Annotated in this window: 28 protein-coding genes, 1 tRNA gene and 1 pseudogene; 9 read left to right on the plus strand and 21 right to left on the minus strand. The window is 61.7% G+C overall.

What is annotated here, in order from left to right:
- Positions 1-68: 68 nt before the first annotated feature.
- The 3 genes from lysA to argH all read right to left on the minus strand — a co-directional run bounded on the left by lysA (position 69) and on the right by argH (position 3,114).
- Positions 69-1,334, minus strand: coding sequence for a diaminopimelate decarboxylase (gene lysA, locus B7H23_RS07330; protein WP_094076638.1), 1,266 nt, complete (start codon positions 1,332-1,334; stop codon positions 69-71).
- Between the two features lie 3 nt (positions 1,335-1,337).
- Positions 1,338-1,634 (minus strand): LPS translocon maturation chaperone LptM, encoded by a 297-nt coding sequence (gene lptM / locus B7H23_RS07335; protein ID WP_094076639.1) that lies wholly within the window; start codon positions 1,632-1,634, stop codon positions 1,338-1,340.
- A gap of 76 nt (positions 1,635-1,710) precedes the next feature.
- Positions 1,711-3,114: an argininosuccinate lyase gene (gene argH / locus B7H23_RS07340; protein WP_094076640.1), complete on the minus strand. Its 1,404-nt coding sequence runs from the start codon at positions 3,112-3,114 to the stop codon at positions 1,711-1,713.
- Positions 3,115-3,148: 34 nt separating this feature from the next.
- Between argH and tlpA the strand changes: the two genes are divergently transcribed.
- Positions 3,149-3,838, plus strand: coding sequence for a thiol:disulfide interchange protein TlpA (gene tlpA, locus B7H23_RS07345; RefSeq protein ID WP_240534996.1), 690 nt, complete (start codon positions 3,149-3,151; stop codon positions 3,836-3,838).
- A 273-nt stretch (positions 3,839-4,111) separates the two neighbouring features.
- Entirely contained in the window at positions 4,112-5,671 is a 1,560-nt protein-coding gene (locus tag B7H23_RS07350) for a putative bifunctional diguanylate cyclase/phosphodiesterase (protein ID WP_158215790.1), read from the plus strand.
- A gap of 20 nt (positions 5,672-5,691) precedes the next feature.
- Here B7H23_RS07350 and B7H23_RS07355 read toward each other — a convergent pair whose 3' ends face one another.
- The 10 genes from B7H23_RS07355 to B7H23_RS07400 all read right to left on the minus strand — a co-directional run bounded on the left by B7H23_RS07355 (position 5,692) and on the right by B7H23_RS07400 (position 14,214).
- On the minus strand, positions 5,692-6,999 hold the full coding sequence (locus B7H23_RS07355; protein WP_094076643.1) for a type III PLP-dependent enzyme domain-containing protein: 1,308 nt from the start codon (positions 6,997-6,999) through the stop codon (positions 5,692-5,694).
- Between the two features lie 2 nt (positions 7,000-7,001).
- Positions 7,002-8,318, minus strand: a complete 1,317-nt coding sequence (locus B7H23_RS07360) for a saccharopine dehydrogenase family protein (protein ID WP_094076644.1) — start codon at positions 8,316-8,318, stop codon at positions 7,002-7,004.
- 23 nt (positions 8,319-8,341) lie between these two features.
- Positions 8,342-8,818, minus strand: a complete 477-nt coding sequence (locus B7H23_RS07365; protein ID WP_094076645.1) for a DUF4442 domain-containing protein — start codon at positions 8,816-8,818, stop codon at positions 8,342-8,344.
- A 19-nt stretch (positions 8,819-8,837) separates the two neighbouring features.
- The gene (locus B7H23_RS07370) at positions 8,838-9,716 is read right to left on the minus strand and encodes a 3-hydroxybutyryl-CoA dehydrogenase (protein ID WP_094076646.1); all 879 of its coding nucleotides are present in this window, start codon (positions 9,714-9,716) and stop codon (positions 8,838-8,840) included.
- An 86-nt stretch (positions 9,717-9,802) separates the two neighbouring features.
- Positions 9,803-10,672 carry a hypothetical protein gene (locus tag B7H23_RS07375; protein ID WP_094076647.1) on the minus strand — a complete coding sequence of 290 codons (870 nt, stop codon included), beginning with the start codon at positions 10,670-10,672 and terminating at the stop codon, positions 9,803-9,805.
- A gap of 93 nt (positions 10,673-10,765) precedes the next feature.
- Positions 10,766-11,695: an electron transfer flavoprotein subunit alpha/FixB family protein gene (locus tag B7H23_RS07380; protein ID WP_094076648.1), complete on the minus strand. Its 930-nt coding sequence runs from the start codon at positions 11,693-11,695 to the stop codon at positions 10,766-10,768.
- Between the two features lie 27 nt (positions 11,696-11,722).
- Positions 11,723-12,472: an electron transfer flavoprotein subunit beta/FixA family protein gene (locus tag B7H23_RS07385; protein ID WP_094076649.1), complete on the minus strand. Its 750-nt coding sequence runs from the start codon at positions 12,470-12,472 to the stop codon at positions 11,723-11,725.
- A gap of 152 nt (positions 12,473-12,624) precedes the next feature.
- Positions 12,625-13,146: a rhomboid family intramembrane serine protease gene (locus tag B7H23_RS07390; RefSeq protein ID WP_240534997.1), complete on the minus strand. Its 522-nt coding sequence runs from the start codon at positions 13,144-13,146 to the stop codon at positions 12,625-12,627.
- A 267-nt stretch (positions 13,147-13,413) separates the two neighbouring features.
- Positions 13,414-13,995, minus strand: coding sequence for a cob(I)yrinic acid a,c-diamide adenosyltransferase (locus tag B7H23_RS07395; RefSeq protein ID WP_094076650.1), 582 nt, complete (start codon positions 13,993-13,995; stop codon positions 13,414-13,416).
- 24 nt (positions 13,996-14,019) lie between these two features.
- Complete coding sequence (locus B7H23_RS07400; RefSeq protein WP_094076651.1) at positions 14,020-14,214, minus strand: twin transmembrane helix small protein; 195 nt, start codon at positions 14,212-14,214, stop codon at positions 14,020-14,022.
- A 177-nt stretch (positions 14,215-14,391) separates the two neighbouring features.
- On the opposite strand from B7H23_RS07400, the gene B7H23_RS07405 reads away from it, so the two are divergent.
- A complete protein-coding gene (locus B7H23_RS07405; protein WP_094076652.1) occupies positions 14,392-15,270 on the plus strand; it encodes a YihY/virulence factor BrkB family protein in 879 nt (292 codons plus the stop codon).
- Here the strand turns inward: B7H23_RS07405 and B7H23_RS07410 are convergent.
- The gene (locus B7H23_RS07410) at positions 15,197-16,096 is read right to left on the minus strand and encodes a DMT family transporter (RefSeq protein WP_094076653.1); all 900 of its coding nucleotides are present in this window, start codon (positions 16,094-16,096) and stop codon (positions 15,197-15,199) included. The two genes, B7H23_RS07405 and B7H23_RS07410, sit on opposite strands and share 74 nt — an antisense overlap.
- Positions 16,097-16,203: 107 nt before the next feature.
- Here B7H23_RS07410 and B7H23_RS07415 point away from each other — a divergent pair, with 107 nt between their 5' ends.
- Positions 16,204-16,500, plus strand: coding sequence for a thiamine pyrophosphate-dependent enzyme (locus B7H23_RS07415; RefSeq protein WP_094076654.1), 297 nt, complete (start codon positions 16,204-16,206; stop codon positions 16,498-16,500).
- Here B7H23_RS07415 and gluQRS read toward each other — a convergent pair.
- Positions 16,475-17,410, minus strand: a complete 936-nt coding sequence (gene gluQRS, locus B7H23_RS07420) for a tRNA glutamyl-Q(34) synthetase GluQRS (RefSeq protein ID WP_094076655.1) — start codon at positions 17,408-17,410, stop codon at positions 16,475-16,477. The genes B7H23_RS07415 and gluQRS overlap by 26 nt on opposite strands.
- A gap of 60 nt (positions 17,411-17,470) precedes the next feature.
- Here gluQRS and B7H23_RS07425 point away from each other — a divergent pair, with 60 nt between their 5' ends.
- Positions 17,471-18,106 (plus strand): DNA-3-methyladenine glycosylase family protein, encoded by a 636-nt coding sequence (locus tag B7H23_RS07425; protein ID WP_240534998.1) that lies wholly within the window; start codon positions 17,471-17,473, stop codon positions 18,104-18,106.
- 196 nt (positions 18,107-18,302) lie between these two features.
- Positions 18,303-18,860 (plus strand): HNH endonuclease, encoded by a 558-nt coding sequence (locus tag B7H23_RS07430; protein WP_094076656.1) that lies wholly within the window; start codon positions 18,303-18,305, stop codon positions 18,858-18,860.
- Here the strand turns inward: B7H23_RS07430 and B7H23_RS07435 are convergent, their stop codons facing one another.
- Together B7H23_RS07435 and B7H23_RS07440 are read right to left on the minus strand one after the other, a co-directional pair.
- Positions 18,861-19,361 (minus strand): disulfide bond formation protein B, encoded by a 501-nt coding sequence (locus tag B7H23_RS07435; protein WP_094076657.1) that lies wholly within the window; start codon positions 19,359-19,361, stop codon positions 18,861-18,863.
- A gap of 9 nt (positions 19,362-19,370) precedes the next feature.
- On the minus strand, positions 19,371-19,952 hold the full coding sequence (locus B7H23_RS07440) for a YqaA family protein (RefSeq protein ID WP_094076658.1): 582 nt from the start codon (positions 19,950-19,952) through the stop codon (positions 19,371-19,373).
- 111 nt (positions 19,953-20,063) lie between these two features.
- Here B7H23_RS07440 and B7H23_RS07445 point away from each other — a divergent pair.
- Positions 20,064-20,148: transfer RNA gene (locus B7H23_RS07445), tRNA-Leu, on the plus strand.
- Between the two features lie 36 nt (positions 20,149-20,184).
- Here B7H23_RS07445 and B7H23_RS07450 read toward each other — a convergent pair.
- A complete protein-coding gene (locus B7H23_RS07450; RefSeq protein WP_094076659.1) occupies positions 20,185-20,652 on the minus strand; it encodes an Lrp/AsnC family transcriptional regulator in 468 nt (155 codons plus the stop codon).
- Positions 20,653-20,765: 113 nt separating this feature from the next.
- Between B7H23_RS07450 and hppD the strand changes: the two genes are divergently transcribed.
- Positions 20,766-21,866, plus strand: a complete 1,101-nt coding sequence (hppD, locus tag B7H23_RS07455; RefSeq protein WP_094076660.1) for a 4-hydroxyphenylpyruvate dioxygenase — start codon at positions 20,766-20,768, stop codon at positions 21,864-21,866.
- A gap of 102 nt (positions 21,867-21,968) precedes the next feature.
- Entirely contained in the window at positions 21,969-22,379 is a 411-nt protein-coding gene (locus B7H23_RS07460) for a DUF4112 domain-containing protein (protein WP_094076661.1), read from the plus strand.
- Here B7H23_RS07460 and B7H23_RS07465 read toward each other — a convergent pair.
- The 3 genes and pseudogenes from B7H23_RS07465 to B7H23_RS16340 all read right to left on the minus strand — a co-directional run.
- Positions 22,376-23,656 (minus strand): GNAT family N-acetyltransferase, encoded by a 1,281-nt coding sequence (locus B7H23_RS07465; protein ID WP_094076942.1) that lies wholly within the window; start codon positions 23,654-23,656, stop codon positions 22,376-22,378. The two genes, B7H23_RS07460 and B7H23_RS07465, sit on opposite strands and share 4 nt — an antisense overlap.
- Before the next feature lie 2 nt (positions 23,657-23,658).
- A complete protein-coding gene (locus tag B7H23_RS07470) occupies positions 23,659-25,086 on the minus strand; it encodes a lipopolysaccharide biosynthesis protein (RefSeq protein WP_094076662.1) in 1,428 nt (475 codons plus the stop codon).
- Positions 25,087-25,179: 93 nt separating this feature from the next.
- Positions 25,180-25,272, minus strand: a pseudogene (locus B7H23_RS16340) (SEC-C metal-binding domain-containing protein); the annotation flags it as partial.
- Positions 25,273-25,281: the final 9 nt, after the last annotated feature.

A 25,281-nucleotide genomic window follows, 5' to 3' on the forward strand; every position in this document is an offset into this window, starting at 1 on the left:
AAAGACTAGCAGCAAATGCGGGTTTTGCGAGGCCATGACGAATTTGTAATCTCGTCCGCCCCGCACCGTCATAGCCAGTCGGGGACCGAGTCGAGACCGATCAACGCCTCATAGTCCTGTCGTGGACGGATGACGTGCCAGCGGTCGCCATCGACCAGGACTTCCGGCACCAGAAGCCGGGAATTGTAGGTGCTGGCCTGAACCGCCCCATAGGCGCCCGCCGACGAGATGGCGAGCAGATCGCCTGCGCCGACCCGGCTCATGTCGCGCCCCTTGGCCAGATAGTCGCCGGTCTCGCAGACCGGGCCGACGACATCGGCGGTAATCCAAGGCGTGGTGGAAGCCTTGAGTTCGACCGGACGGATCGCGTGGTGCGCCTCATACAGGGTCGGGCGCAGCAGATCGTTCATGCCCGCATCGACAATGACGAAGTTCTTGGCATCGCCTTCCTTGAGGTAGATCACCTCGGTCACGAGTATGCCGGCATTGCCCGCGATCAGCCGACCCGGCTCAAAGATCGCCTTCACGCCAAGATCGCTGGCGTGTTTCGCCACGACCGCCGCATAGTCGGACGGCAGCGGCGGCGGATTGTTGTCGTCCAGATAGGGGATGCCAAGGCCGCCGCCGAAATCGACATGTTCGATCGTATGACCGTCTTCGCGCAGGTCGCGAACCAGATCTCTGAGGACGGTCGCCGCAGCGTCAAACGGCTCAAGCTCGATGATCTGGCTGCCAATATGCATGTCGATCCCGGTGATGCTAAGGCCCGGTAGTTCGGCGGCACGCCGGTAAATCTCGCGCGCATGGGCATAGGAAATGCCGAACTTGTTTTCTGCCTTGCCGGTCGAAATCTTAGCGTGGGTTTTTGCATCGACGTCCGGATTGATGCGGAGCGAGACCGGCGCGATCTTGCCGAGGGCGCTGGCGCGGGCGGACAGCATTTCCAACTCCGGCTCGCTCTCGACGTTGAAGCAGTAGATGCCGACGGAAAGCGCGTAGTCGATCTCGCGCGCCGTCTTTGCGACGCCTGAAAATACAACCTTCTCCGAAGGAATGCCGGCAGCCAGCGCGCGGCGCAACTCGCCTTCGGACACCACATCGGCGCCTGCGCCCTCTTTGGCGAGCAGCGTCAGAACCGCCTGGTTGGAATTGGCTTTCATCGCATAGCAGACCAGGCTGTCGATCTGAGCGAAGGCTTCGGAGAAGACCCGGAAATGGCGACGCAGCGTGGCGGCCGCGTAGATGTAGACCGGCGTGCCGACCTCCGCGGCGATGCTTGGCACAGCTACGTTTTCGGCGTGGAGCACGCCGTCGACATAATCGAAGTGGTTCATCGACTATTCCACAAGCCTGTCGAGAAAGAACGGACGGTCCGTGCGGGATTCGCCATCGTTTTCCACGACGCGCCGTTCGCCCTGCTGCGTCTCCAGCGTGCCATCCTCGAGATCGGCAGCAGCGGCTCGCGCCTCCGAACGGTCCTCGCGACCGAGTGGCACGGCCAGCGGGCCGGCGACGCGCTCGGGCTTCTCCACCAACGCCGAGGACGGCGCTTCGAGAGGGGCGCGACGTCCGCAGGCCGAGAGCGTCAACGCCCCGGCAAGCAGAAGGATAAGGGTCAGAAAAGACAGGCGCATGGTCGATGGGTTCCCGCGGATCGTGGCCGTTCTAGCGTGAAATCGGCCGGCATTGAAGTCCTTGCCGGACGTTCGGTTAAGTTTCGTCGCCCAACCGTTCGCGCCAGCTGGCGATCTGCTGGCGGACATTGTCCGGCGCGGTGCCGCCATAGGAGGTTCGCGCCTTGGCGCAGCTTTCCACCGTCAACACATGATAAACGTCTTCAGTAATGGCCGGATCGATGGCCTGTAGATCGGCGAGCGGCAGGTCGGCCAGATCGACATTGCGCTCTTCTGCCAGCGCAACGGCGCGACCGGTGATGTGATGGGCCTGGCGGAAGGGCAGGTTCACCTCGCGCACCAGCCAGTCGGCCAGATCCGTCGCCGTAGCAAAGCCGGCCCCGGCCGCGGCGGCCATGCGGTCGACCCGCACTTCCATGTCCGACACCATGCCGGTCATCGCCGCGATCATCAGATCGAGCGTTTCGGCGGCGTCGAAGACGGCTTCCTTGTCTTCCTGCATGTCCTTGGAGTAGGCGAGCGGCAGGCCCTTCATGACCGTCAGAAGCGTAATCAGCGCGCCATTCAGACGTCCGGTCTTGGCGCGAATCAGTTCGGCGGCGTCCGGGTTCTTCTTCTGCGGCATGATGGAAGAGCCGGTGGAAAACGCGTCGGACAGGCGGATGAAGCCGAATTGCGGCGTCGACCAGATGACGATCTCTTCTGCGAGGCGCGACAGGTGCACCCCGCAAATGGCTGCGAGCGACAGGAACTCCAACGCAAAATCGCGGTCGGAGACCGTATCGAGGCTGTTGCGGGTCGGCTCGCGGAAGCCGAGTTTCTCCGCCGTCATATGGCGGTCGATCGGCAGGGAGGTGCCAGCGAGCGCCGCCGCGCCGAGCGGGCTTTCATCGAGCCGGGCGATACAATCCGTAACACGCGAGCGGTCGCGCCCGAACATCTCGACATAGGCCATGCAGTGATGGCCGAAGGTGACGGGCTGGGCGGTTTGCAGATGGGTGAAGCCGGGAAGATAGGTTTCGGCATGGTCGTCGGCGCGGGCCAGAAAGGCTTCGATCAGCGTTTTCAGGGCGCCGTCGATGCGCATCAGCTCGCGCTTGACCCAGAGCCGGAAATCGAGCGCCACCTGATCGTTGCGCGAACGGCCGGTGTGGAGCCGTCCCGCGGCGGGACCGATCAGCGCGGCGAGCCGCGCCTCGATATTCATGTGAATGTCCTCGAGCCGGCGGGAGAACGCGAACGTGCCGTTCTCGATTTCCTTCTCGATTGCCTTCAAGCCTTCGGCGATGGCTTCGTGATCGTCCTTCGAAATAATATTCTGTGCGGCCAGCATCTCGGCATGGGCGAGCGAGCCCTCTATATCCTCACGGTAGAGGACCCGGTCGTAATCGATGGAGGCGTTGATCGCCTCCATCACGGCGTCCGGCCCGGAGGCGAAACGGCCGCCCCACATCTGATTGCTATTCTTCTCGCCGCTCATATCTGCCCGGTCCCTGCAAGGAGTATCTGATCCAATGGACGAAAAAGGCCGCCCGACCCGCCCGATGGGGCGCTATGTGTTTATCGGCTTTGCCATTCTTCTGGCCTTCACGGCGCTGCTATACGTGCTGGCAATGGTGGCTGGCAATGGTGGCGCCGAAACGCCGGATGACGCGGACCGCGCGGCGGCACGCTGCGTCGACAAGCCGGACCTGGCACAGGCCATCGACGATGCGAGAGTGGGCGAAGTCGCCGGGGTGTTGGCGAGCGACACGCAGGATTTGTCCGATCTTGCCTTCAACGGGCCGGATGGCGCTGCGATGACGCTGGCAGACTTTTCCGGAAAGACCGTTCTTCTGAATCTGTGGGCGACGTGGTGCGTACCCTGCCGCGAGGAAATGCCGGCCTTGAACCAGCTACAAACGACGCGGGGCGGCGAGGATTTCGAGGTGGTCGCAGTCAATATCGACACCGGCTCGCTCGACAAGCCGCGCGAATTTCTCGAAGAAATCAGTGTGACGGCCCTGCCGCTCTATTACGACAGTTCGACCGACGTCTTTCAGGAGATGAAGAAGCGCGGCTTGGCATTGGGATTGCCGGCCACGGCCATTGTCGATGCGGAAGGCTGTCTGCGCGCTCAGATCAACGGACCGGCGGAGTGGGCGAGCGACGAGGCCGTCCGGATGGTGGATGTCGTGGCAGCGGGCGGCGGCCAAGAAGGGTGATGGCGGTCGGTCTCTTACGTGGCAAGGCCGATGCTGTTCTTACGACCATGCTTGAGAGAGAAGATTTCCCGTCGCTTCGCGTATAAATTGCATGGTCCTTAAAATTCGACGCGTTTCCTTCAACGGTGTTTAGCACGCGGGCGACACAATGTGCTCGATCGGCTGCAATCGTGGCCGCTGCGGACATGACGTCCCTCAAGCTACGGGTTGGTCCGGTCATGATGACGGTACACCCAATGCGGCCGGCTCTCCGGCGGCCATATGGGGCAGGACATGGAATCCGCACTGAAAAAACGCGCATGGCTGGACGCGATTTTGCTCTGCTTTTTCGGCATCGCCATCTGGTTTTCAGGCTACCGATTCGATCTTTTCGAAGAGCTCACCGCTTTCGTGAAACGCCATGAACACTGGGAGCTCGACGAGATCATCCTGGCGGTTCTGACGGCCGGAACCCTGGGTTTCATTTACGCCATACGTCGCATGTCGGACCTGCGTTCGGAAACGAAGCGGCGTCGGTCCGCCGAACATGAAGCAAGATGGCATGCGGAACGGGACTCGCTGACAGGGCTCTTCAACCGACGCTATCTCGAACACTATTTCGACACGGTGCCGGCCAACCGCGTTCTGTCGGTCATGATGGTCGACCTCAACCACTTCAAGAAGATCAACGATCTGCGCGGCCATCATGTGGGCGACCGGATCCTCTGCGCGGTAGCCGATCGCGTCCGGTCGGTTCGTTCCGACGCTGTAGCAATCCGCTATGGTGGCGACGAGTTTGTCGTACTCCTTCCCAATGCCCTTTCGGATGAAGCGGGTATCGTCGCCACGGACATTCTTGACGCGCTGGAAAAGCCAATTTCCATCGACGACGAAGAATACAGGGTCGGCGCGTCCATCGGCGTGGCGACAATGCCGCAGCACACGACGGATGCGAACCAGCTCATCCATCTGGCCGATCTGGCCATGTATCAGGTGAAGGGGCGTCCGGGAGGCAGTTTCGAAGTTTTTCACCCATGGTTCCTGTCCGATGTGGAGCAGGCAGCCAATGCGGAACAGCAATTGCGGGACGCCATCCGAAACGAAACGATCCAGCCCTATTATCAGCCGCTGGTCGAACTGGAGAACGGCCGCGTTGCCGGGTGTGAAGCGCTTGCACGCTGGTTCCGTGAAGATGGCACGCAGGTTCCACCGGCCATCTTCATTCCGCTGGCCGAAAAGATCGGCATGATCGACGAACTGTTCGAAAACCTTTTGCGGCGCGCCTGCCTCGACGCGAAAGGCTGGGACGAACGGGTCACGCTCTCCTTCAACCTCTCCGCTCAGCAACTCAACAATGTGTCATTGCCGTATCGCGTTGCGTCGATCCTGGGCGAGACCGGGTTCAAGCCCGGCCGTCTGGAACTGGAGATCACCGAAAGCACATTTGTCCAGAACGCAGAGATCGCACTCGATACGATCGCCCAGTTAAAGGCACTCGGCGTGCGGATCGCGCTCGACGATTTCGGCACCGGCTATTCCAGCCTCTCGCAACTGGCCAAACTGAAGATCGACCGGGTCAAGATCGACCGCAGCTTCGTAATGCAGTGCATGGCGGACGAACGCAGCATGAGCGTGGTTCAGGCGATCGTTCAGCTCAGCCGGACGCTGCAGCTGGCGACGACCGCCGAAGGTATCGAAGGGAGCGACCAGTATCTGGAGTTGCAGAAGGCCGGGTGCGATATCGGCCAGGGTTACCTGTTTAGCAAGGCTCTCTCGTCACTCGATTTTCAGGTCTGGCTGGACAATTTCACCGAGCCCAAGCGCGGCGAAGGCACGCTCGCCGCCACCGGATAAACGCCGCCTTTCGTAGGCCGCTAGCCCAACCGTTCGGCAAAGTCTCTCCAGCCGAATTCACGGACCTTTTGGACCATGCCGGCCTCACTATCCCAAAGGGCGATGGCCGGAAGCGGCGTGCCGTTGAAGGTCGTGCTCTTGACGGTGGTGTAGTAGCCCAGATCGGTGAAGACGAGGCGGTCGCCGATGGATGGCAGTTCTGCAAAGCGATAGGTGCCGATCGTATCGCCGGCAAGGCAGGTCGGCCCGCCGACCCGTGCGATATTGGGATCGTTGACCTCGTTCGGACGGAGGGTGCGGGGCAGCGTCTCCGCCACTTCCAGTCTTCCTGTCGCAGTTCCGGACGGAAAACCGGCATCCACTTTTCCTGAAACTGCGACCAGACACTCCGGCGTAAAGGGCGCCTCCAGCGCGTCCGGCATGTGGCAGGTCGCCGAGAGGTCCGTCACGATGACCGGCGCGCCGACACCCTGGTCGGCCGTCATGACATCCAGAACCTCGCCGATCATCGCGCCGGCATGAAGGGCGACGGCGGTGCCCGGTTCGAGCGTGACGCGAAGGCCGGTGCGAGCCTGAAAATCCTTCAGAAAGGCAATCGCCTCGTCGAGCGGGAAATCATCGTCGGTCCAGAGAACGCCGCCGCCGAGATTGATCTCCTCGACGGCCTGGAACAGATGGCCAAGCCGGTCTTCGATGGCGCCGACCATGCGGGCGAAGGCATCGAAGCCATGGTCGCAAAGCGCATGGATATGCAGGAAGGAGAAGGGCGCCAGATCCTCCGTGGAAAGCGCCAGGCCATCGATGCCGAGCCGGCTCCATGGCCCGGCGGGATCGTATAGGGCGTTCTCCACCTCCTGATGGCGCGGATTGATGCGCAGGCCGAGATGCAGCCGCTCCGCCCCGTCGGTTTCGGCGAGCAGTGGGGCAAAGCGCCGGTACTGGCTGAGGCTGTTGAAGATCAGCGCATCGGTGTTTGCGACCATCTCCGGCAGGTCGCCGGGCTTGAGGCCTGGCGCGTAGGTGTGCACCTCGCCGGCGAACGCTTCACGTCCAAGCCTCGCTTCCCAGAGACCCGAGGCGGCCGTGCCGTCGAGATAGCGGTCGATGATGGGCGCGCAGGCCGGCAGGGCGAACGCCTTCAGCGCCAGCAGCACCTTGCAACCGGCCTCGTTGCGAAGGCGGGCGAGGCGACGACCGTTTTCCTCCAGCCTTGCCGTGTCGATTACCAGGCAGGGGGAAGGCACGGAAGCTGGATCGAAACGATGAAAATTTCCTTGCGGCAGCGGGCTCTGATGCGTGCTGCCTTCGGAGCCGCGGGGAGCGGTCACGATCAGGTCGCGCCGCGATCGGTCGCCGCGCTTTGCTGCGAAAGCGGGGCGGCGGAAGGCGAACCCGCGCCATCGGCGTAGGGCCAGGAGCCGTCCGTCGGCAGTTCGTCCGCCTGCCACGGGCAGCCCACTTCAGGCATCAATGCAAGGAACGGGTCGGGATCGAGTTCCTCGACATTGACCATGGTCTTCGGGTCCCAGGTGCCGTCCGCCATCAGCAGCGCCGCCGTGATAACCGGCACGCCGGTCGAATAGCTGATCGACTGGGCGCCGACCTCCTCGTAGTTCTCCTTGTGGTCGAGCGTCGACCAGATGAAGACGCGCTTGTCCTGCCCATCCTTCCTGCCGCTTACATCGACGCCGATGACGATCTTGCCGGTATAGTTTTCGGCCAGGCTCGCCGGGTCCGGCAGCAGCGCTTTGACCACGCGGTTCGGCGCGACCATCTGGCCATCGACCTCGACCGGCACGGAAGAGGTGAGGCCGAGCGTATCGAGCACCTCCAACACCTTCATGTAATGCTCGCCGAAGCCCATCCAGAAGCTGATGCGCGGCGTGTCCGGGAAGTTGACGGCGAGGCTCTGCACCTCGTCATGACCCATGGAATAGACGCGCTGCTCGCCGACCAGCGGCAGCGTGACGTCCTGCCAGATGCTGTGATGGGGGATGAACTTCCACTCGCCGTCCTCCCAGGTGATGACCTCCTCGGTCACTTCCCGCAGATTGACGTCCGGATCGAAGTTCGTGGCGAAGTATTTGCCGTGATTGCCGGCATTGACGTCGATGATGTCGATGGAATCGATCGCATCGAAATGATGCTTGCGCGCCCAGGCGCAGAAGATGTTCACGACGCCCGGATCGAAACCCATGCCGAGAAGGGCCGTCACACCCTTGGCCTTGAACTCGGGACGGCGCGGCCATTCCTTATGCTCGTACCAGTTCGGCGGGATATCGATGGTGAACTCGTCCTCGGCCAGCGCCGTGTCGAGATAGCTCGCGCCGGTCTGCAGGCAGGCGTCGGAGATCGCGACGTTGCAATAGGGCGAAGCGACATTGAGGACGATCCTTGCCCCCGTCTTCTCGATCAGCGCGGCAACGGCATCGGTATCGCGCGCATCGACCGGCTCGGCGGCAATGAAGGGGCTGTCCTCAGGCGCGCCGTACCGCGCGTTCACCGCCGCCGCCTTCTTCGCCAGCTTGTCGGCCGTGCGCGCCGCCCATGTGATCGTGCCGAAACGGTCGCGGAACTGGACCGCCTTGTTCGCCACCACGTCTCCGACGCCGCCGGCGCCGATAATCAGAAGATTGGGTCCCGCCATCTGGTCCGTTTCCCGTCCATTTTCTATTTTCGAGCGCCGATCCGGCTGCGATTGTCCGCCTTGCGGCGTATATGCAATGTCTTGTCGACTTTCGCCACTATGTCGCCTTCGCCATCCTCGACGACGACCGACCAGACCGGCCGCACGACATCGCCCTCATTCGGCGTGGCCGCCTCGATCTCTTCGATCATGGTATCGGTGACCCGGAAGGAGGCGCGAAGCGTACCCTTTCCCGGCTTCTTGAAGTCGATGAAGGCCGCTTTGTCCCACACGGTATAGTCGCGCGGCAGGATGTTCATGGCCATCAACATGAAGAAGGGATCGGTCATCGAGAAGATCGATCCGCCGAAATGCACCCCGACATAGTTCATGTTGAGCCGGCGCTGACGCAGTTCGACATCGACCCGGCGCCAGTCCTCGGCGATGTAGGTGACGCGGATGCCGGCGAAGAAATAGGGCGGCCAGAAATTCATGCCGCGTCGGAGCGTGGAGGGTTTCATGACGATCGGTCAGTGCGGCTCAACGGGTCGGGACCGGCTTCTCGCCGGAATAGTCGTAGAAGCCGCGCCCGGTCTTGCGTCCCAGCCATCCCGCCTCGACATATTTCACCAGAAGGGGGCAGGGCCGGTATTTGCTGTCGGCCAGGCCTTCATAGAGCACCTGCATGATTGACAGGCAGGTGTCGAGACCGATGAAGTCGGCCAGCTCAAGCGGGCCCATCGGATGGTTCGCACCGAGCTTCATCGCCGTGTCGATGGCTTCGACCGTGCCAACGCCTTCATAGAGGGTGAAGATCGCTTCGTTGATCATCGGCAGCAGAATGCGGTTGACGATGAAGGCAGGGTAGTCCTCCGCGACCGTTACCGTCTTTCCGAGAGTTTCGGCAAAATCCCTTGCCGTCTGAAAGGTCTCGCTGGCCGTCGCTATGCCGCGGATCACCTCGACCAGTTTCATCACCGGGACCGGATTCATGAAATGAATGCCGACGAATTTGTCCGGCCGGTCGGTCTGACTCGCCAGACGGGTGATGGAAATGGATGAGGTGTTCGAAGCCAGCAGCGCGCCAGGGTTCAGCGTCGCGCACAATTCCTTGAAGATGGCGTGCTTGACCTTCTCGTTCTCGGTCGCCGCCTCGATGACGAGATCGCACTCGCCAAGAGCTTCTAGACCCGAGACCGGCGCAATCCGCCCAAGCGCCGCTTCGGAGTCCTTCCTTTGCAGCTTGCCATTGTCGACCAGCCGGCCGAGACGCTTCTGGATGCCGCTCATACCGGCATCGGCCCGGCTCTGCTCGACATCGGACAACACCACCTCGTAGCCCGCGACCGCGGCCACCTGTGCGATGCCGGAGCCCATCTGTCCCGCGCCGATAATTCCGATCTTCTTCAAGCTTGCCATGACATATCCAAAAATTGATGTGTCCTGCATCTAGGCGAGCGTGGCCTAAGGGGCAACGGCGGTCGCATCCGACCGCCCATTTTTCTCTAGGCGAACGTGCCCGAGAATCGCCAGACGGTCCGCTCGAACTCCTCGAAATGGCCGCCCAGCTCGATGCCGCATCCTTTCAGGCCCGCTGCGACCTTGCCGTTGATGCCGAAATCGTCCTCGTAGCGCAGCGCTACCTCGATGGTGTTGAGGCCGCCATCCAGCCGCGACCGGGCGACGGAGCGCCAGGCCGTCTCATGCGGATACCAGGCCAGATCGTCCGGCAGGGCCGGTTCGCCTTCCGGCTCGAATGTCGCTTTCAGTTCGCCCGAACTCTTGCGGACATTCCTGGTCTCCGCAGAGGTTTCCAGTTTGCCGACAAGCTCCTCGGCGACCGAAAAGCCCACCGATCCGCCCTTCTTGTCGCTCCTGTCGGAGGAGTAGTTCACGGAGATCTCGCGCGCGCCGAGCGCGGTCAGGATGTGCGTCAGCTCGAAGAACTTGTCGATGAACATGGCGCGATGGAAACTGGCCATCGGGACGTATTTATTCGGGCGAAGGGGATGGCCGACATAGGCGACATCGTAGCGCGGATGACCGGGCGGGAAGTCGACGATCCGTTCGATGTCGGCGCCGTCGACGCGAACCAGCCGGCCACCGTCTCCGCTGCCGCCATTGCCGGAGCCGGTTCGTCCGCGAAGCCGATCGAACGCATAGCCGAAAATGCCGTAATTTCGGCTGTCGGCCCAGTAGTCCCGCTTTAGCCAGACGGAGGGAGGAGGGCCGGTCAGCGCGTTGTGGCGGAAATAGTCGGAGAGTTTTGCTTCGGCCGGTTGATCGTCGCGCGTGGCGTCGTCATGGCTCAGAACGATCACCTGCCGGTCGCGATAGGGTCGCGCGATGATCGCGTCGGCGTTCTGCAAAAGCATTCGTGGCCCCCAAGTTTCCCCAGGGGCCACGATAGCAGTCTGCCTCATTGCCGCAAGATGTCGTCAGCATTTGCGGGCCGGACGAGCGGGCGGCTACAGCTTCTGCTGCAGTTCCGGCAGTATCTGGAAGAGATCGCCCACCAGACCGTAATCGGCAACCTGGAAGATCGGGGCGTCCTCGTCCTTGTTGATGGCGACGATCACGCGGCTGTCCTTCATGCCGGCCAGATGCTGGATCGCGCCGGAGATGCCCGCGGCGATATAAAGCTCGGGCGCAACGACCTTGCCGGTCTGGCCGACCTGCCAGTCATTCGGCGCGTAACCCGCATCGACCGCGGCGCGCGACGCGCCGACTGCGGCGTTCAGCTTGTCGGCCAGCGGCAGGATGATCTCGTCGAACTTCTCCTTGCTGCCGAGCGCGCGTCCGCCGGACAGGATCACCTTGGCGGAGGTCAGTTCCGGCCGGTCGCTCTCTGCGATCTTCTGCGACACGAAGGCGGAGACGCCCGGTCCTGCCACCGCGTCGATCGTCTCTACCGAAGCGGAGCCGCCATCACCCGTTGCCTGGAAGGATGCGCCACGAATGGTCATCACCTTCTTGGAGTCGGAGGACTGAACCGTCTGGATCGCATTGCCGGCGTAAACGGGACGCTTGAACGTATCGTCGCCCTCGACGCTCATCACATCGGAAATCTGCATCACATCGAGCAGCGCGGCGACGCGCGGCATGACGTTCTTGCCCGTAGTGGTGGAGGGCGCGAGCAGATAATCGTAATCGCCAGCCAGGCTCTCGATCAGCGCGGCCAGCGGTTCGGCCAGTTGATGTTCGAGCTGGTCGCTTTCGGCGAGCAGCACCTTACGGACACCGTCCAGCTTGGCAGCGGCGTCGGCGGCGGCCTGCGCGCCCTTACCGGCAATCAGAATATCGATATCCCCGCCGATTTCCTTTGCAGCGGTAAGCGCCTTGGCCGTCTGGTCGGACAGGGTCGCATTGTCGTGGTCGGCAAGAAGAAGAAGTGCCATTTCAAAAGTCTCCCAAATCCGTACGGCTTACAGTACGCCTTCTTTGTTCTTCAGCTTGTCGACGAGCTGGTCGACATTTTCGAGAATTTCGCCGGCGGACCGCTCCGGCGGCTCCTCCGTCTTCAGCACCTTCAGCCGCGCGGCGACATCGACGCCGTAATCGTCGGGCGTCTTGGTATCGAGCGGTTTCTTCTTGGCCTTCATGATATTGGGGAGCGAAGCGTAACGCGGCTCGTTCAGGCGAAGGTCGGTGGTGACGATGGCGGGCAGATCGAGGCTAACGGTCTGCAGGCCGCCATCGACCTCACGGGTGATCTCGGCCTTCTCGCCCTCGATCTTCACTTCATTGGCGAAAGTGCCCTGACCCCAGCCGAGAAGCGCGGCCAGCATCTGGCCGGTCTGGTTGGCGTCATCGTCGATCGCCTGCTTGCCGAGGACGACCAACTTGGGGCTTTCTTCATCGACAACCGCCTTCAGTATCTTGGCGACTGACAGCGGCTCCACGATCTCATCCGTCTTGACGAGGATCGCACGGTCGGCACCCATGGCAAGCGCGGTCCGCAGGGTCTCCTGCGCTTTGTCCGGTCCGATGGAGATGGCGACGACTTCTTCCGCGGTGCCCGCTTCCTTCAGGCGGATCGCCTCTTCAACGGCGATCTCGTCGAACGGATTCATGCTCATCTTGACGTTGGCGGTCTCCACGCCCGAACCGTCCGATTTCACGCGAACCTTCACATTGTAGTCGATCACGCGCTTTACAGGCACCAGGATCTTCATCGGTTTCTCCCAATTCGTTCAATATCATGCGGACTTGGTGGCTATTTGGACCACTCGACCGACAATTCCATCCGTCCGGCACATCTAAATTGCCGCATCCGACCTAGCCTCAACGGCACGGAAACGCCAATAAGCAAATTTTGACGTTTACGTCAAAGCCGATTTCTTTGCCCCGTTGTCCATGGCCGTCTGTCCAGATCGGTCGCCAGAATGGCGGCCTCCGGCGGCTCCACGCGGCGGTCCAGGATAGGCTGGTCCTTGCGTTTGAATGGCCAGACGAGAAGCACACCGGTGACGATGCCACCGAGATGGGCGGCCCAGGAGACCTGATCTTCGGGCAGTGCGACAAACATGACGATTTGCATCGCAACCCAAGCTCCGAGAAGCCACTGCGCGCGCAGGCGCAGGGGGATCTTGGCGAAGACCAGCGCCCATATCTTCACCCTCGGATGGAGGATCAGATAGGCGGCGACGACGCCGGCAACGGCGCCGGACGCGCCGATCAGCGGCGCGGGCGAGCCCGGCAGCAGCAGGCCGTGGGCCATCGCCGCGCCGATGGCGCACAGGCAGTAGAAGGCCAGGAAGCGCAGATGGCCCATCGCGTCTTCGACATTGTCGCCGAAGACCCAGAGGAACAGCATATTGCCGCCGAGATGGAAGATGTCGCCATGCATAAAGGCATGGGTGAGATAGTGCTGGTTTCGCCAACGATTCCGAGGCCGGCGGGGTCGGGCAGAATGTCCTGAATATAGGCCGGCGTGAAGCCGAACGTCGTGGCGTAGGCTGCCAGAACCCGCTCGCCCATTGTGCCCGTGACGAGCCAGACTGCCACATTGGCGGCAATCAGACAGAGCGTCACATATTGGCGCTTGATGTAGATGAGGTCATTGGCGTCGTGAATCGAAATGAATATCGATACGACCCCAGTCGGATTATGGACGCTAGCGGCTCGCGCCCGGCACCCAGAGCACATCGTCGCGACCGTCGCCATTGCAGATGCGGGCGGCGACGAAGAGAAAATCCGACAGCCGGTTCAGATAGCGGATCGCCTCGTCGCCAATGGCCTCGCCCGCCTCGTCACGCGCTTCGACAGTCAGGCGCTCGGCCCGGCGGACGACGGTTCGGGCCAGATGCAGCATGGTGGCCGCCGGCGAGCCCGCCGGCAGGATGAAACTTTTCAACGGTTCGAGTCGCTCGTTGAATTCGTCGATGTCGCGTTCCAACCGTTCCACTTGGCTGGCGACGATCCGGAGCGGCTCATAGCCAAGATCTTCATCGGTCGGCGGCGTGGAAAGATCGGCGCCGAGATCGAAGAGATCGTTCTGGATGCGGGCCAGAACCCGGTCGATGTCGGCCGCGCCGTCCGCCGTATGCAGCCGGGCCAGACCGATCGTGGCATTGGCTTCGTCGACGGTGCCATAGGCTTCGACGCGGGCATCGTATTTCTTGCGGCGATCGCCGGAGCCGAGTCCGGTCGTGCCGTCATCGCCGGTCTTGGTATAGATCTTGTTCAATCGGACCATGGTCAGCCTTTTTTCGCGGTTCGATCAGGCCGGGCGGGCGAAGTAGAGCGCGCCGACAATCAATATGACGGCGATGAATTGCAGGAAGACCCGCATCTGCATCAGCTTCTGGCTTTTGTTGCTGTCCCCGGCGCGCATCATGTTCCAGAGGCCGCGCAACAGCACGATCCCCACGGCAAACATGGCAACGATAGCGGCAATCTGGAAAACGGTGGCCATCGATCTTTCCCTGTCCTGTGCGCATGCAATGTGGGACAAGAGGGAAAGATGTCATCCCCGTGCCGCCAAATCGGCGAGTGCTACCGCCATTTTTCCGGCAGCGCGCATTCCGATCGTGCTGGTTTCGCGTCGCACCGTTCCATATGAGTATGACATGATCGACGAGGGAACATATCCATGTGGCACACCGTCCGCGTTATAGCCTGGGACGCGCTCAGCCACTTCAACAATGACGATGGCTGGGCGTTTGCGAGCCATGTGGCGCTCTCCACGCTGATGGCGATTTTCCCGTTCCTGATCTTCGCCGCCTCGCTGGCCGGCTTTCTCGGCGCCGATTATTTCGCCCAATATGCCGTTCCGCTGCTGTTCGAAACCTGGCCGAACACCATCGCCGAGCCGGTGACGCGTGAGGTCCAGGCGGTGTTGTCCGGCGAGCGAGGCGACCTTTTGACGATCGGCGTGCTGCTGGCGCTGTTCTTCGCCTCCAACGGGGTGGAAGCCCTGCGGACTTCGCTTAACCGCGCCTATCGCCAGGTCGAAAGCCGCTCCTTCATTTCGCTGCGGCTGCAAAGTTTCGGCTTCGTCCTGCTGGCGACGATCTGCCTGACCATCGTCAGCCTGATGCTGGTGGCCGCGCCGATCATCCACTCCGTCCTTCTCAGCCGCGCGCCCGATCTGGTGCCGGAAGTGTTCGCGTTCGACGCGCTGCGGATCATCATCGCCATCATCGTTCTGCTGGTGGGGCTGGCGATCAGCCACATCTATCTTCCGGAAGGCAAGCGGCGCATCGTCGACATTCTGCCCGGCATGGCCCTGACCATTCTTTTCTGGGTCGTCGGATCGTGGGGCTTCGTCACCTATCTGGACAATTTCGGTCGCTATTCGACGACCTATGCCGGCCTTGCCTCGATCATCGTGGCGCTGGTGTTTCTCTATATGGTCTCGGCGATCTTCATCATCGGAGGGGAACTGAACGCCGCCATCATGCGCTTCCGGGCGCTGCACTCTGCCGGCGGTTTGCCGTTCCACCGGTCATCGCAACGGCAAGGGCGGTGATTACCATGCCGACGATCTGAACGGGCGAGAGCGGTTCGCCGAACAGGATGAAGGCGAACATCGCGGTGCAGGCCGGCACCAGATAGAAAAGCGCGGCGACCCGGCTAACGGCGCCTTTCTCGATCAGCCACATCAGCAACAGGATTGTGCCGACGGACAGCACCAGCACCAACCAGGCCATGGACAGGACGAGCGGCGTGGTGAGCGTAAACGTCTGCGTCTCGGTCAGAAGAGCGACCGGCAGTGTCAGAAGGCCCGCTCCGATGAACTGCCAGACGGTTCCCGCCACCGGATCGGCGCCCTTTAAGCGGCCCTTCTGCAAAACGGTGCCCGCGCTCATGCCGAGGACGGCCAGAAAGCTTGCGCCGACCGTCCAACCCGTCACACCTGAAGCCGTCAGGCCGATGCGCGGCCCCAGCACCATGGTGACGCCGACAAGACCGACAACCAACCCCATCCAGTGACGCGGCGTCATGGTTTCGCCGATCGTCCCGGCCGCGATGAAGGCGGTGAGAAGCGGTTGAAGTCCAACGATAAGCGCCGAGAGACCGGCCGGCATGCCATTGTCGATCGCCCAGAACACCATGCCGAGGTAAACGCCATGCAAAAGCATGCCGACGATCATGGCGTCGCGCCGCTGGGGCCAGGACAGGCGCGGCGCCTTCAGAAACGCGGCGATGACGCCGAGCGCCAGAATGGAAAGGACATACCGGATCGTCAGAAAGCTGAACGGCTCGGCATAGGGCATGGCGTATCGCGCACTGACGAAACCGGTCGACCAGAGCAGGACAAACACAACCGGAACGATTGCCGCACTAAACCGCATGATCACCGATCCATCGCATTGCGATCTTCTTTTTAAGCAAACGGCAATACGCCAAGATCTATATTTCCTGCTTCCGTGGTCCGTTTGAATCATCAGGAGACGCATCGATGCCATCAATCGATATGCCGACGATTATCATCGGATCGACAATTATTGCGTGTATCCTTCTGGTCTCCGGCTTCGCTCTAAACAATATGTTGGACGAGGACGGCTACGGCCCCTTCGGCAACACCGCCATTCTCATGCTCGGCTTTTTCGGCGTTCTCAAAGCTCTGCCGGAACTCGGCTATCGCGTCTATACTCTTCCTTCCGTGATCTTCATCGGTTTCGGCGGTGCGTTCGGCCTGATTATGCTGATGGTTATTCTGAAAGCAGCGCTCAGCCGGATGTTTCCGGAAGGCTGAATCCCGCGACCGGTTCGTCGACCGACAGAGACAGCGCTCTTGTTTCGGCGGCGCTCGATCCGGCTATCCTCCGCGCTGAAAGAGCGGCGCTCCCCGAGCTCTTCGACAGCTTTCGTCCATTCTCATCAAGAATCAGCGCATGGTGGTGATAGGTGGGTTCGGGTAAATCGAGCAAAGATTGCAAAACGCGGTGGACCGCCGTCGCCGTGTAAAGATCGCGCCCGCGAATGACATGGCTGACCGCCTGGTAGGCATCGTCCATGACCACTGCCAGATGATAGCTCGTCGGCGTATCCTTTCTGGCAAGCACGACATCGCCCCATTGCCGAGGGTCGAACCGCGCTTCGTCAGGCTCCTGGAGTGGTGCTGCGCTCTCACGCCATGATATTTCGGTCCGACCGAGCCTTTCGAGCGCCGCGTTCATATCGAGCCGCCAGGCATAGGCGCGGCCCTTCGCCATTAATTTGCGGCAATCCTCTTCGCTCCGGGATTTCTCGGATGCCGGCGGGTGGGGCGCGCCGTCGGGGTCGCGCGGCCATGGCGTGCCGGCGGCATCGGCTTCAGCGACCATCTGGCGCAGTTCGCCACGCGTCATGAAGGAAGTATAGGCCAGTCCCATTCCACGCAGCCGCTCCAGACCCTGGCCGTAAAAGGCAAAATGCTCGGACTGACGGCGGAGGGGTCCTTCGAATCGAATGTTCAGCCAGTCGAGATCGTTCTTGATTTGTCGTTCCAGTTCCGGCGTGCAGCGGGCGCGATCGATATCCTCCATCCGCAAGAGCAAGCGACCGCCGCTGCGCCTTGCCGCTTCGTCATTCAGGATCGCCGAGCGGGCATGGCCCAAATGCAGCGCGCCATTGGGCGAGGGAGCGAAGCGAAAAACGGGTTTGTCTGCGAACGCATTCATCATAGGCTTTGCTAAGCTGCGGCAACTGGTTTTCCAAGCGGCAAACCGAAGAGGCGAGATACGGTGATTCTTGATAGCGAAGCGGCGATCGCGCAATCGTTGGACGCGCTGCTGCAACGCGATCCGGCCCTCGTTCCGCTTGCCGAAGCGGCTGGTCCTCTGCCCGCGCGATCCATGGCCGGCGGCTATGCCGGTCTGGCGGCGGTAATCGTGGCGCAGCAGGTTTCCAAAGCCGCCGCCGATACGATCTTCGGGCGGCTGAAGGCGGCGGTCGATCCGCTGAGCGGGCCGGCGCTGCTGGCCGCATCCGAAGAGACCTTGCGCGGCGCAGGGCTCTCTCGCCCGAAAATCCGTACCCTTAGAGCCGTTGCGGAGGCCGAGAGCGGCGGCCTTGCCTTCGACCGTGTGCTGGCGCTGCCGGCGGAAGAGGCGATCGCCGCGCTGACCCCCATTACCGGGATAGGGCGCTGGACGGCCGAATGCTGGCTTCTGTTCGCTGCCGGCCATCCGGATATCTTTCCCGCCCGCGATCTCGCTCTGCAGGCGGCGGCCCACGAAGCGCTCGGGCTGGACGCGCGGCCGAACGAGAAAACCCTTGTCGATCTGGCCACAAGATGGGCGCCCAACCGCAGCGTGGCTGCGCGTCTGCTGTGGGCCTGGTATGGTGTGCGCAAAGCCGGAGGAGGCGCACCCGTTTGACGTTCCATTGTTATAAAATTGTTGCGCGGCCTGTGTATCGGCAGTGGAGAAAGCGGTGGATAAACAGGGATGGAGCCGTGCTGAAACGTCTTCACAATGGCGGATTTAGGCGCTTAACTGCTTCCGGACATCAATGATGTTCGCCTTTCGGTCCCTGTTTTGCTTTCGGAACCGAAAATGAAAGGAGCCGCCTGTCGTGACGGTGCATGTGCGTCCTGAAGCGCTTCCCGCGCTCGTCCTCAATGCCGATTACCGGCCCTTGAGCTACTATCCCCTGTCGATCTGGTCCTGGCAGGATGCCATCAAGGCTGTGTTTCTCGATCGTGTGTCCATCCTCGCCGAATACGATCACAGCGTTTCGTCGCCTTCACGGTCGATGAAGCTGCCGAGCGTGGTTTGCCTGAAGAGCTACGTGAAACCAGCAACCTGGCCGGCCTTCACCCGGTTCAACCTGTTTCTGCGCGACCGCTTCGAATGCCAATATTGCGGCAGTCTGCACGATCTGACCTTCGATCATGTGGTGCCGCGCCGCTGTGGCGGACAGACGACGTGGGAGAATGTGGTCGCGGCCTGCTCGCCCTGCAATCTTAAGAAGGGCGGGCTGATGCCCGACCATGCCCGGATGTGGCCGCGTCAGACGCCATTCCAGCCGACGACGCATCAACTGCATGAACGTGGCCGGGCCTTCCCGCCGAACTACCTGCACGAAAGCTGGCTCGATTATCTCTACTGGGACACCGAACTGGAGCCCTGATCAGGCTTTCGCGTCGGGCTGCCGGCGCAACGCGCCGTATAGGCACAAAAGAGCAAGCATCGCTGCGGCCAGGACGTTCCAGCCGGCAAAGGAAATGCCGAGAAAGCGGCCTGCTGCCTGGCCGCAGGAGGGCGGACGCTGGCTAAGCGAATCTAGCAGACTGCCGGCCTCGCTGACCGTGCTCGAAGCGCCGGCGCAATCGTCCGGCCCGGTCCACCAGGCCCATTCCACGCCGGCGTGATAGATGCCGAGCCCCATGGTCCAGATCATCAGAAGGACGCCAATGCCGAACAGCGCTTTGACGAGGCGGGGGCGCGTGCCGTGCGAAGCGGCGATGGCCGTGCCGATCATGAAGGGCACGCCGGCATAATAGGCGGTTCGCTGTTCCAGACACAGCATGCAGGGAATGTAGCCGCCAATGTGCTGGAAGCCGAGCGCGGTGCCGACGGCGAGCGCCATGCCGAACCCTATGAGGAGCGCCAGATTGCGGTTCGTTATCATGGGGTCTTTCTAAACGAGATATTTGATCGAAACAAAGCCGCCGACCAGCAGAATCATGAAGGCAAGGAAAAGCCAGTTCAGCCAGCGTTCGATGAAACGCTGAAGCGGTTCGCCATAGCGGCCGAGCAGCCAGGCGACCAAAAAGAAGCGGGCCGCGCGACCGATGATCGAAACGATCGTGAAGACAACGAAGTTCAGCCCGGTCGCGCCGGAGAAGATGGTCAACACCTTGTAGGGGAAGGGTGTGACGGCCGCGAAGAGAACGCCCCACCCGCCCCATTCATTGTAGAGGCCCTGGATCTTTTCGAAACTGTCGGCCTTGCCGTAGAATTGCAGGATGGGGTCGCCGATCAGATCCATGAACAGCGCACCGATCGCGTAGCCGAGAAAAGCGCCGAGCACGGACGCCACGGTGCAGATCAGCGCCAGTCGAACCCACCGATGACGCTGGGCCAGAACCATCGGGATCAGAAGTGCGTCCGGCGGGATCGGGAAGATGGAGCTTTCAGCAAAGCTGACGGCGGCGAGCGCCTTGTCGGCATGGCGCGTTCTGGCCAGGCCCATGGTCCAGTCGTAAAGGCGGCGGATCATCGGTTCATCCGTGGCGGCGTTCGGGGCCTCTGCCTATTTCGTGAAAGTGTCCCTGTCCAGCGGCAGGGCTGTTGACGAGCGGCATCGCGCTCATATAGTTGCCGCCGCGTTGCCCCTTTGGCGGAATTGGTAGACGCGCCGGATTCAAAATCCGGTTCCTTCGGGAGTGCCGGTTCGATTCCGGCAGGGGGCACCATCTGCAATAGCCGATTCGGTTCGCATCCACCGCTTTTCAGAGCGGAACACCCGGTTCTTCCTTCAGGACTTTCAGAACGATCTCGCTGCGCACCTGCATGATTTGTGGATGCGGCAGGAGCCGCTCGTGCACGAAATCCGAAAACGAATCGAGATCCTCGGTCAGTACGAGCAGAATGTAATCGGCGTCGCCCGACACGGAGAAGGCGCTGCGCACCTCGCGGCAGCTTGCCAGCAACGCGTGAAAATCCGCTGCCTGATTCTCGCCATGGGCGGCCAGGCTGACCCGGATCACCGCGCGCAAGCCGAAGCCGAGCGCTCTGGCATCGAGCCGGGCCGTGTAACCGGCGATCAGACCTTCCGACTCCAAACGGGCCCGGCGACGGGAGCATTGGCTGGCGGACAGATGCACGATCTCCGCCAGTTCGGCATTGGTGCACGTCGAATCTTCTTGAAGCGCCTTGAGTATCGCATGATCGAAACGATCTTTGAGAATTTTGTGCATCGATAACCATCCTCTCGCGTACGTCGTGCAAATTGGACTGGTTTTTCGATTATTTTGCAAGCCTTCTTCTCTGCCGTTCGGCTAGGCTCATGAAAAAACTGGGAGGATCGATCATGGGACCATTTCCGCACGACGCGCCGATGACCGGCATTACCGACGACAACCCCGCAGGAACTGACGGGTTCGAGTTCGTGGAATTCGCCGGACCGGAGCCGGACGCCATACGCGAACAGTTTCGCAAGATGGGCTTCGAACATGTCGCCGATCACAAATCGAAGGCGGTCGAGCTTTGGCAGCAGGGCGACATTTCCTATCTGCTTTCGGCGGAGCCAGACGATCACGCCATGCGTTTCGTCGAGGAGCACGGTCCCTGTGCGCCGTCGATGGGCTGGCGGACAGCCGATGCTAGGCACGCCTTCGATCATGCCGTAAAAAACGGCGCGGAAGCGGTGACGGAAGGCAAGACGCTGGACTGGCCGGCCATTCGCGGTATTGGCGGCAGCCTGATCTATTTCGTCGACGGCCACCGCGACCGCAGCGTCTACAACCGCGAATTCGACTGGCTGACCGACGCCTACCCGCACGGCGTGGGCTTCTACTATCTCGATCATCTGACTCACAATGTTCACAAGGGGAACATGGATGTCTGGTTCGATTTCTACGGCAAGCTGTTCAACTTCCGTGAAATCCGCTTTTTCGACATTCAGGGCAAGCATAGCGGCCTTCTGTCGCGTGCCCTGACCAGCCCGTGCGGCCGCATCCGCATTCCGATCAACGAGGATCGCGGCGAAACCGGACAGATCGTGGAATATCTGAAGCGCTACAATGGCGAGGGCATCCAGCACATCGCGGTCGGCACCGAAGACATTTACGGCTCGGTCGACGCGATCGCCGATCGCGGCCTGAAATTCATGCCACCGCCTCCGGAGACCTATTATCCGATGAGCCACGACCGGGTCGTCGGCCATGAGGAGCCGATCGACAAGCTGTCCAGGCACGGCATCCTGATCGATGGCGAAGGCGTGGTCGATGGCGGCAAGACCAAGATTCTGCTGCAGATCTTCTCCAAGACCATGATCGGGCCGATCTTCTTCGAATTCATTCAACGCAAGGGCGATGACGGGTTCGGCGAAGGCAATTTCAAGGCGCTGTTCGAAGCCATCGAGCAGGACCAGATCGAGCGCGGCGTGCTGAAGGAAAGTGCGGCGAGCTAGCATCCCGGCAGACGGTCAGAGCGCTCGCGCTCTGGTCGCCGCCTCTTAGGCCGCCCATATAGAGGCCGGCGCACTGAGCGCGGTGACGATGCTGGAGCGGTTATGACGGTTGATATTGCGGATCGGACACGAAGGCTTCGCCGCGTGGCGCGCGCGGCGCGGTTGATGGATACGGCCGTGCGCCTGCCGGGTGGGTTTCGTCTCGGCGCCGATTCCATCGTCGGCCTCATACCCGGTATCGGCGACACGGCGACGGTTGTTGTGTCGCTCTGGATCGTCAACGAGGCGCGCAAGCTCGGCGTGCCGGCGAACAAGCTGACCCGGATGCTCGGCAATGTGGGGCTCGATTATGTCATCGGCGCGGTGCCCATAGTGGGCGACGTGTTCGATGCGGTCTACAAGGCCAACCGCCGCAACCTCAACATGATCCTCGACCATTTCGGCCATCACGATCTGACCGATCTGGACGATATCGACGAGCGGGCGATGAAGGATGTGACGCCGAAGACCTAACGCCTGATCCGGCGCACCTTGTCCCGAAAATTCTTCGCCAGATTGCGCGTGCCGCGATAAAGATGCAGCTGGCGCGCGGTCTGGTTGACCGCGCGGTCCGTGCCGGGCGTGATCCCGACGATGATCGTGCCGTAGGTTCGGCTATCGTTCCACATGCGGCTCATCACCGGATGGTTTTCCACCGCGCAACTGTCAGCCTGCACGATGTTTGGATCATTGATCAGATATTCGGTGGTGTCGATCATCAGGAGTACGCCGGGCGAAAATTCTTTCAGCGTTTCATCGAAGGCCGTTTTCCACGTATAGGCCGTGCCGCCGGCCAGCAGAACGATGAGTGAGGCGATGGTCTCGCCATCCAGTTTCAAGGTGGCGATACGCACCATATCGCGCTCGGCCAGCCGGTAGACCGCCTCGCGTGCGAAGGCGGCCTGGTAGCGATCGGACGCCATGGCAGAGCGCGCCTTGCCCTTCCAACTCATTAGTTCCAGCGTCAGGAAGGTCTCGGTGGCTTCGCGCGTTTCTTCGGGCTGGCGGGCAATGTCGAAGGTCAGTTCGCCGCGTTCGGCGAGGCGGCGGCGCAGGCGGTTGTAATTGCGGCGATGGTGGCCGCTCACAGCTTTGGCGAAATGCTCATCGGCTTCGCCCGTTGCGTCGAGCACCGGGCGCGTCTCACCCTCTATGATATCGATCGGCAGATCGGCCGAGAGGGCCGCGGCGCGGATCGCGCCTGCTGCCGGCCCATCCAGCGGCATGTCGGGCAGGACCAGCACATTGGGAAGCCGAAGCTTCTTCTGCGCCATCAGGGCGAAGGTCGCGTTGACCACCTGCACCGGATCGTCGCTGTCGATCAGCGGCGCGCCGACGGGACCGAACGGCGTCGTCCAGCCGCGAATCACGCTCGGACCGATGCCGAGCCCCGGTCGCTCGATGGAGTACGGCAGGAGAAACCGCAAACGGGAGCGGGCCGTGTCCTCGTCGCGCAGCACGGCCAAAAATACGTCGCGATCGTCCAGCCGGGGCATGGCGGGCGCCAGAAAACGGGGTTCGAAGAAGACATTGCGCTCGATCGAACGGGCCGCAAGATAGTCCAACTCGTCCAGCAGTTCGAAACCGGCCGATGCCGGATAGACGGAAAGCCGCCGGTCGAATTCCGGCAGGCCGGAATCGAGCATGGCCTGATGCTGCGGCTTCCAGCCGGGAAGCGCCATCAGGTTGTCGAGCACGTGGTCGCTGAGCCGCGCCTTGCCGCTGGCTTCGACGAGAGGGGTTGTGGTGATGGTCATGCGATATTCCCCCGCATGAATTGTCTGATGTTCGGCAGGCTGTTCACGACCATCCAGAATCCGAACCGCCTATGGACGATAAATGCCAGAAGCGCCGCTTCCGTCGCGATGGCGATGGCGGTCGCGACGGCCGCGCCCCATAGGCCGAGCGGCGGCAGAAGAATGATGTTGAGTGAAATATTGATCGCGAGCACGGCGGCGTAAAGAGCGGCGCAGATATTCTGGTGACCCGTCATGGAGAGCAGGCTCTCCGCTGGCCCGACCGCCGCCCGGCAGCAGACGCCTGCCAGAAGAATGAACAGAAGCGGATAGCCATTTTCGAAGTTCTCGCCGAACAGCGACAGCAAGAACGGTCCGATCGCCAGCACCACCGCGCTCATCAAAAGCGATGGCCAGAATGTCCACGTCACCGTTTCGCGGGCGAAAAGGGCCAGTTCCGCCGGGTCGCTATCGCGACTTGCCAGGCGCGCATATCGCTGGGCGACGGCTGCCTTGACGGCAAAATAGACGAAATGCACCAGAACGATGGTCTTTACCGTGGCGAAATAGACCGCGACGTCTTCCGGACGGAGCACGATACCGACCATCAGCACGTCGGCATTGGTCAGAAGCGCGAAGAAGCCTTCGACGAGGAAGATCGGCAGGGCGACGCCGAACCACAGGCGCGGCTCGTATCTAGGGACCGGGTCGGTGACGTCCTTCAGGACCCGGCGCGGCAGAATGATCTGCTGTATCGCCGTGGTGATGATGGTCGCAAACACCGCCGCGCCGACGGCGGTCAGCGCAACGGCATCCATGCCCATCCATAGCGCCAGGCCCGTGCCGGCGACGATCAGGAATGGACGGACGAGATAGACTGGGACCATCGAGAGCAGACCCCAGCCCTGCGACCGCGCCAGGCCCTGATGGAAATCGCCAAGGCCGAGAAAGGGAACGGACGCGAAGGCGACCAGGAATGGCAAAATCCAATACGCATCCAGCGCGCCGCGCATGGCCCACACCAGAACCATGCCAAGCGCGCCGACCAGCAGGGGCAGAAGAAACGAGACCCATTGGCCGAGACGCAGCACTCCCCGGAGCCGGGCGACGTCCGCCTCTTCCTGATATTGCGGGGCAAAGCGGATAATGGCGGTATGGAAGCCGAGCCCGGCCAGATTGCCCAAAATGATCATCGTCACCCAGACAAAGGTGAAAACGCCGTATTCGAAACTGCCCATCCAACGCGCCAGCAGGATCTGGCTGACATAGGCAAGGGCGGCAGCGGCGAGGCGAACGCAGAAGGTGACGAGCGCCACACGGCCGGCCCGCGCCTTCTCGTCTTCACCAAGCAGGATCGCATCGAATTTCCGCGCAAACGGGCGCGCAACGGCACCAAGGCGCGCCGGCAGAAACCGTTCCGCTGTCAGTTCGGCGGATAATCGCAAAATCCCGCTTCCGTTTGATTCACCATCTCCAGAATAATTAGCGGGGATGGCTTAAGAAACGGTGATGGGGCGATGTGCTGTCCGGGTCTCGATCTAGACGAAGGCGCCGTGGCAATGCTTGAACTTCTTGCCCGATCCGCAGGGGCAGGGCTCGTTGCGGCCGACCTTGCCCCAGCTCTCAGGATCTGTGGTCTG

This window comes from Notoacmeibacter marinus, from assembly GCF_002238045.1.
Taxonomy (GTDB): domain Bacteria; phylum Pseudomonadota; class Alphaproteobacteria; order Rhizobiales; family Rhizobiaceae; genus Notoacmeibacter; species Notoacmeibacter marinus.

Coding starts and splice junctions, on each gene's coding strand:
- lysA (WP_094076638.1), bottom strand. CDS start 1,334: ATGAACCACTTCGATTATGTCGACGGCGTGCTCCACGCCGAAAACGTA.
- lptM (WP_094076639.1), bottom strand. CDS start 1,634: ATGCGCCTGTCTTTTCTGACCCTTATCCTTCTGCTTGCCGGGGCGTTG.
- argH (WP_094076640.1), bottom strand. CDS start 3,114: ATGAGCGGCGAGAAGAATAGCAATCAGATGTGGGGCGGCCGTTTCGCC.
- tlpA (WP_240534996.1), top strand. CDS start 3,149: ATGGACGAAAAAGGCCGCCCGACCCGCCCGATGGGGCGCTATGTGTTT.
- B7H23_RS07350 (WP_158215790.1), top strand. CDS start 4,112: ATGGAATCCGCACTGAAAAAACGCGCATGGCTGGACGCGATTTTGCTC.
- B7H23_RS07360 (WP_094076644.1), bottom strand. CDS start 8,318: ATGGCGGGACCCAATCTTCTGATTATCGGCGCCGGCGGCGTCGGAGAC.
- B7H23_RS07365 (WP_094076645.1), bottom strand. CDS start 8,818: ATGAAACCCTCCACGCTCCGACGCGGCATGAATTTCTGGCCGCCCTAT.
- B7H23_RS07370 (WP_094076646.1), bottom strand. CDS start 9,716: ATGGCAAGCTTGAAGAAGATCGGAATTATCGGCGCGGGACAGATGGGC.
- B7H23_RS07375 (WP_094076647.1), bottom strand. CDS start 10,672: ATGCTTTTGCAGAACGCCGACGCGATCATCGCGCGACCCTATCGCGAC.
- B7H23_RS07380 (WP_094076648.1), bottom strand. CDS start 11,695: ATGGCACTTCTTCTTCTTGCCGACCACGACAATGCGACCCTGTCCGAC.
- B7H23_RS07385 (WP_094076649.1), bottom strand. CDS start 12,472: ATGAAGATCCTGGTGCCTGTAAAGCGCGTGATCGACTACAATGTGAAG.
- B7H23_RS07390 (WP_240534997.1), bottom strand. CDS start 13,146: ATGCATGGCGACATCTTCCATCTCGGCGGCAATATGCTGTTCCTCTGG.
- B7H23_RS07395 (WP_094076650.1), bottom strand. CDS start 13,995: ATGGTCCGATTGAACAAGATCTATACCAAGACCGGCGATGACGGCACG.
- B7H23_RS07400 (WP_094076651.1), bottom strand. CDS start 14,214: ATGGCCACCGTTTTCCAGATTGCCGCTATCGTTGCCATGTTTGCCGTG.
- B7H23_RS07405 (WP_094076652.1), top strand. CDS start 14,392: ATGTGGCACACCGTCCGCGTTATAGCCTGGGACGCGCTCAGCCACTTC.
- B7H23_RS07410 (WP_094076653.1), bottom strand. CDS start 16,096: ATGCGGTTTAGTGCGGCAATCGTTCCGGTTGTGTTTGTCCTGCTCTGG.
- B7H23_RS07415 (WP_094076654.1), top strand. CDS start 16,204: ATGCCATCAATCGATATGCCGACGATTATCATCGGATCGACAATTATT.
- gluQRS (WP_094076655.1), bottom strand. CDS start 17,410: ATGATGAATGCGTTCGCAGACAAACCCGTTTTTCGCTTCGCTCCCTCG.
- B7H23_RS07435 (WP_094076657.1), bottom strand. CDS start 19,361: ATGATAACGAACCGCAATCTGGCGCTCCTCATAGGGTTCGGCATGGCG.
- B7H23_RS07440 (WP_094076658.1), bottom strand. CDS start 19,952: ATGATCCGCCGCCTTTACGACTGGACCATGGGCCTGGCCAGAACGCGC.
- B7H23_RS07450 (WP_094076659.1), bottom strand. CDS start 20,652: ATGCACAAAATTCTCAAAGATCGTTTCGATCATGCGATACTCAAGGCG.
- hppD (WP_094076660.1), top strand. CDS start 20,766: ATGGGACCATTTCCGCACGACGCGCCGATGACCGGCATTACCGACGAC.
- B7H23_RS07460 (WP_094076661.1), top strand. CDS start 21,969: ATGACGGTTGATATTGCGGATCGGACACGAAGGCTTCGCCGCGTGGCG.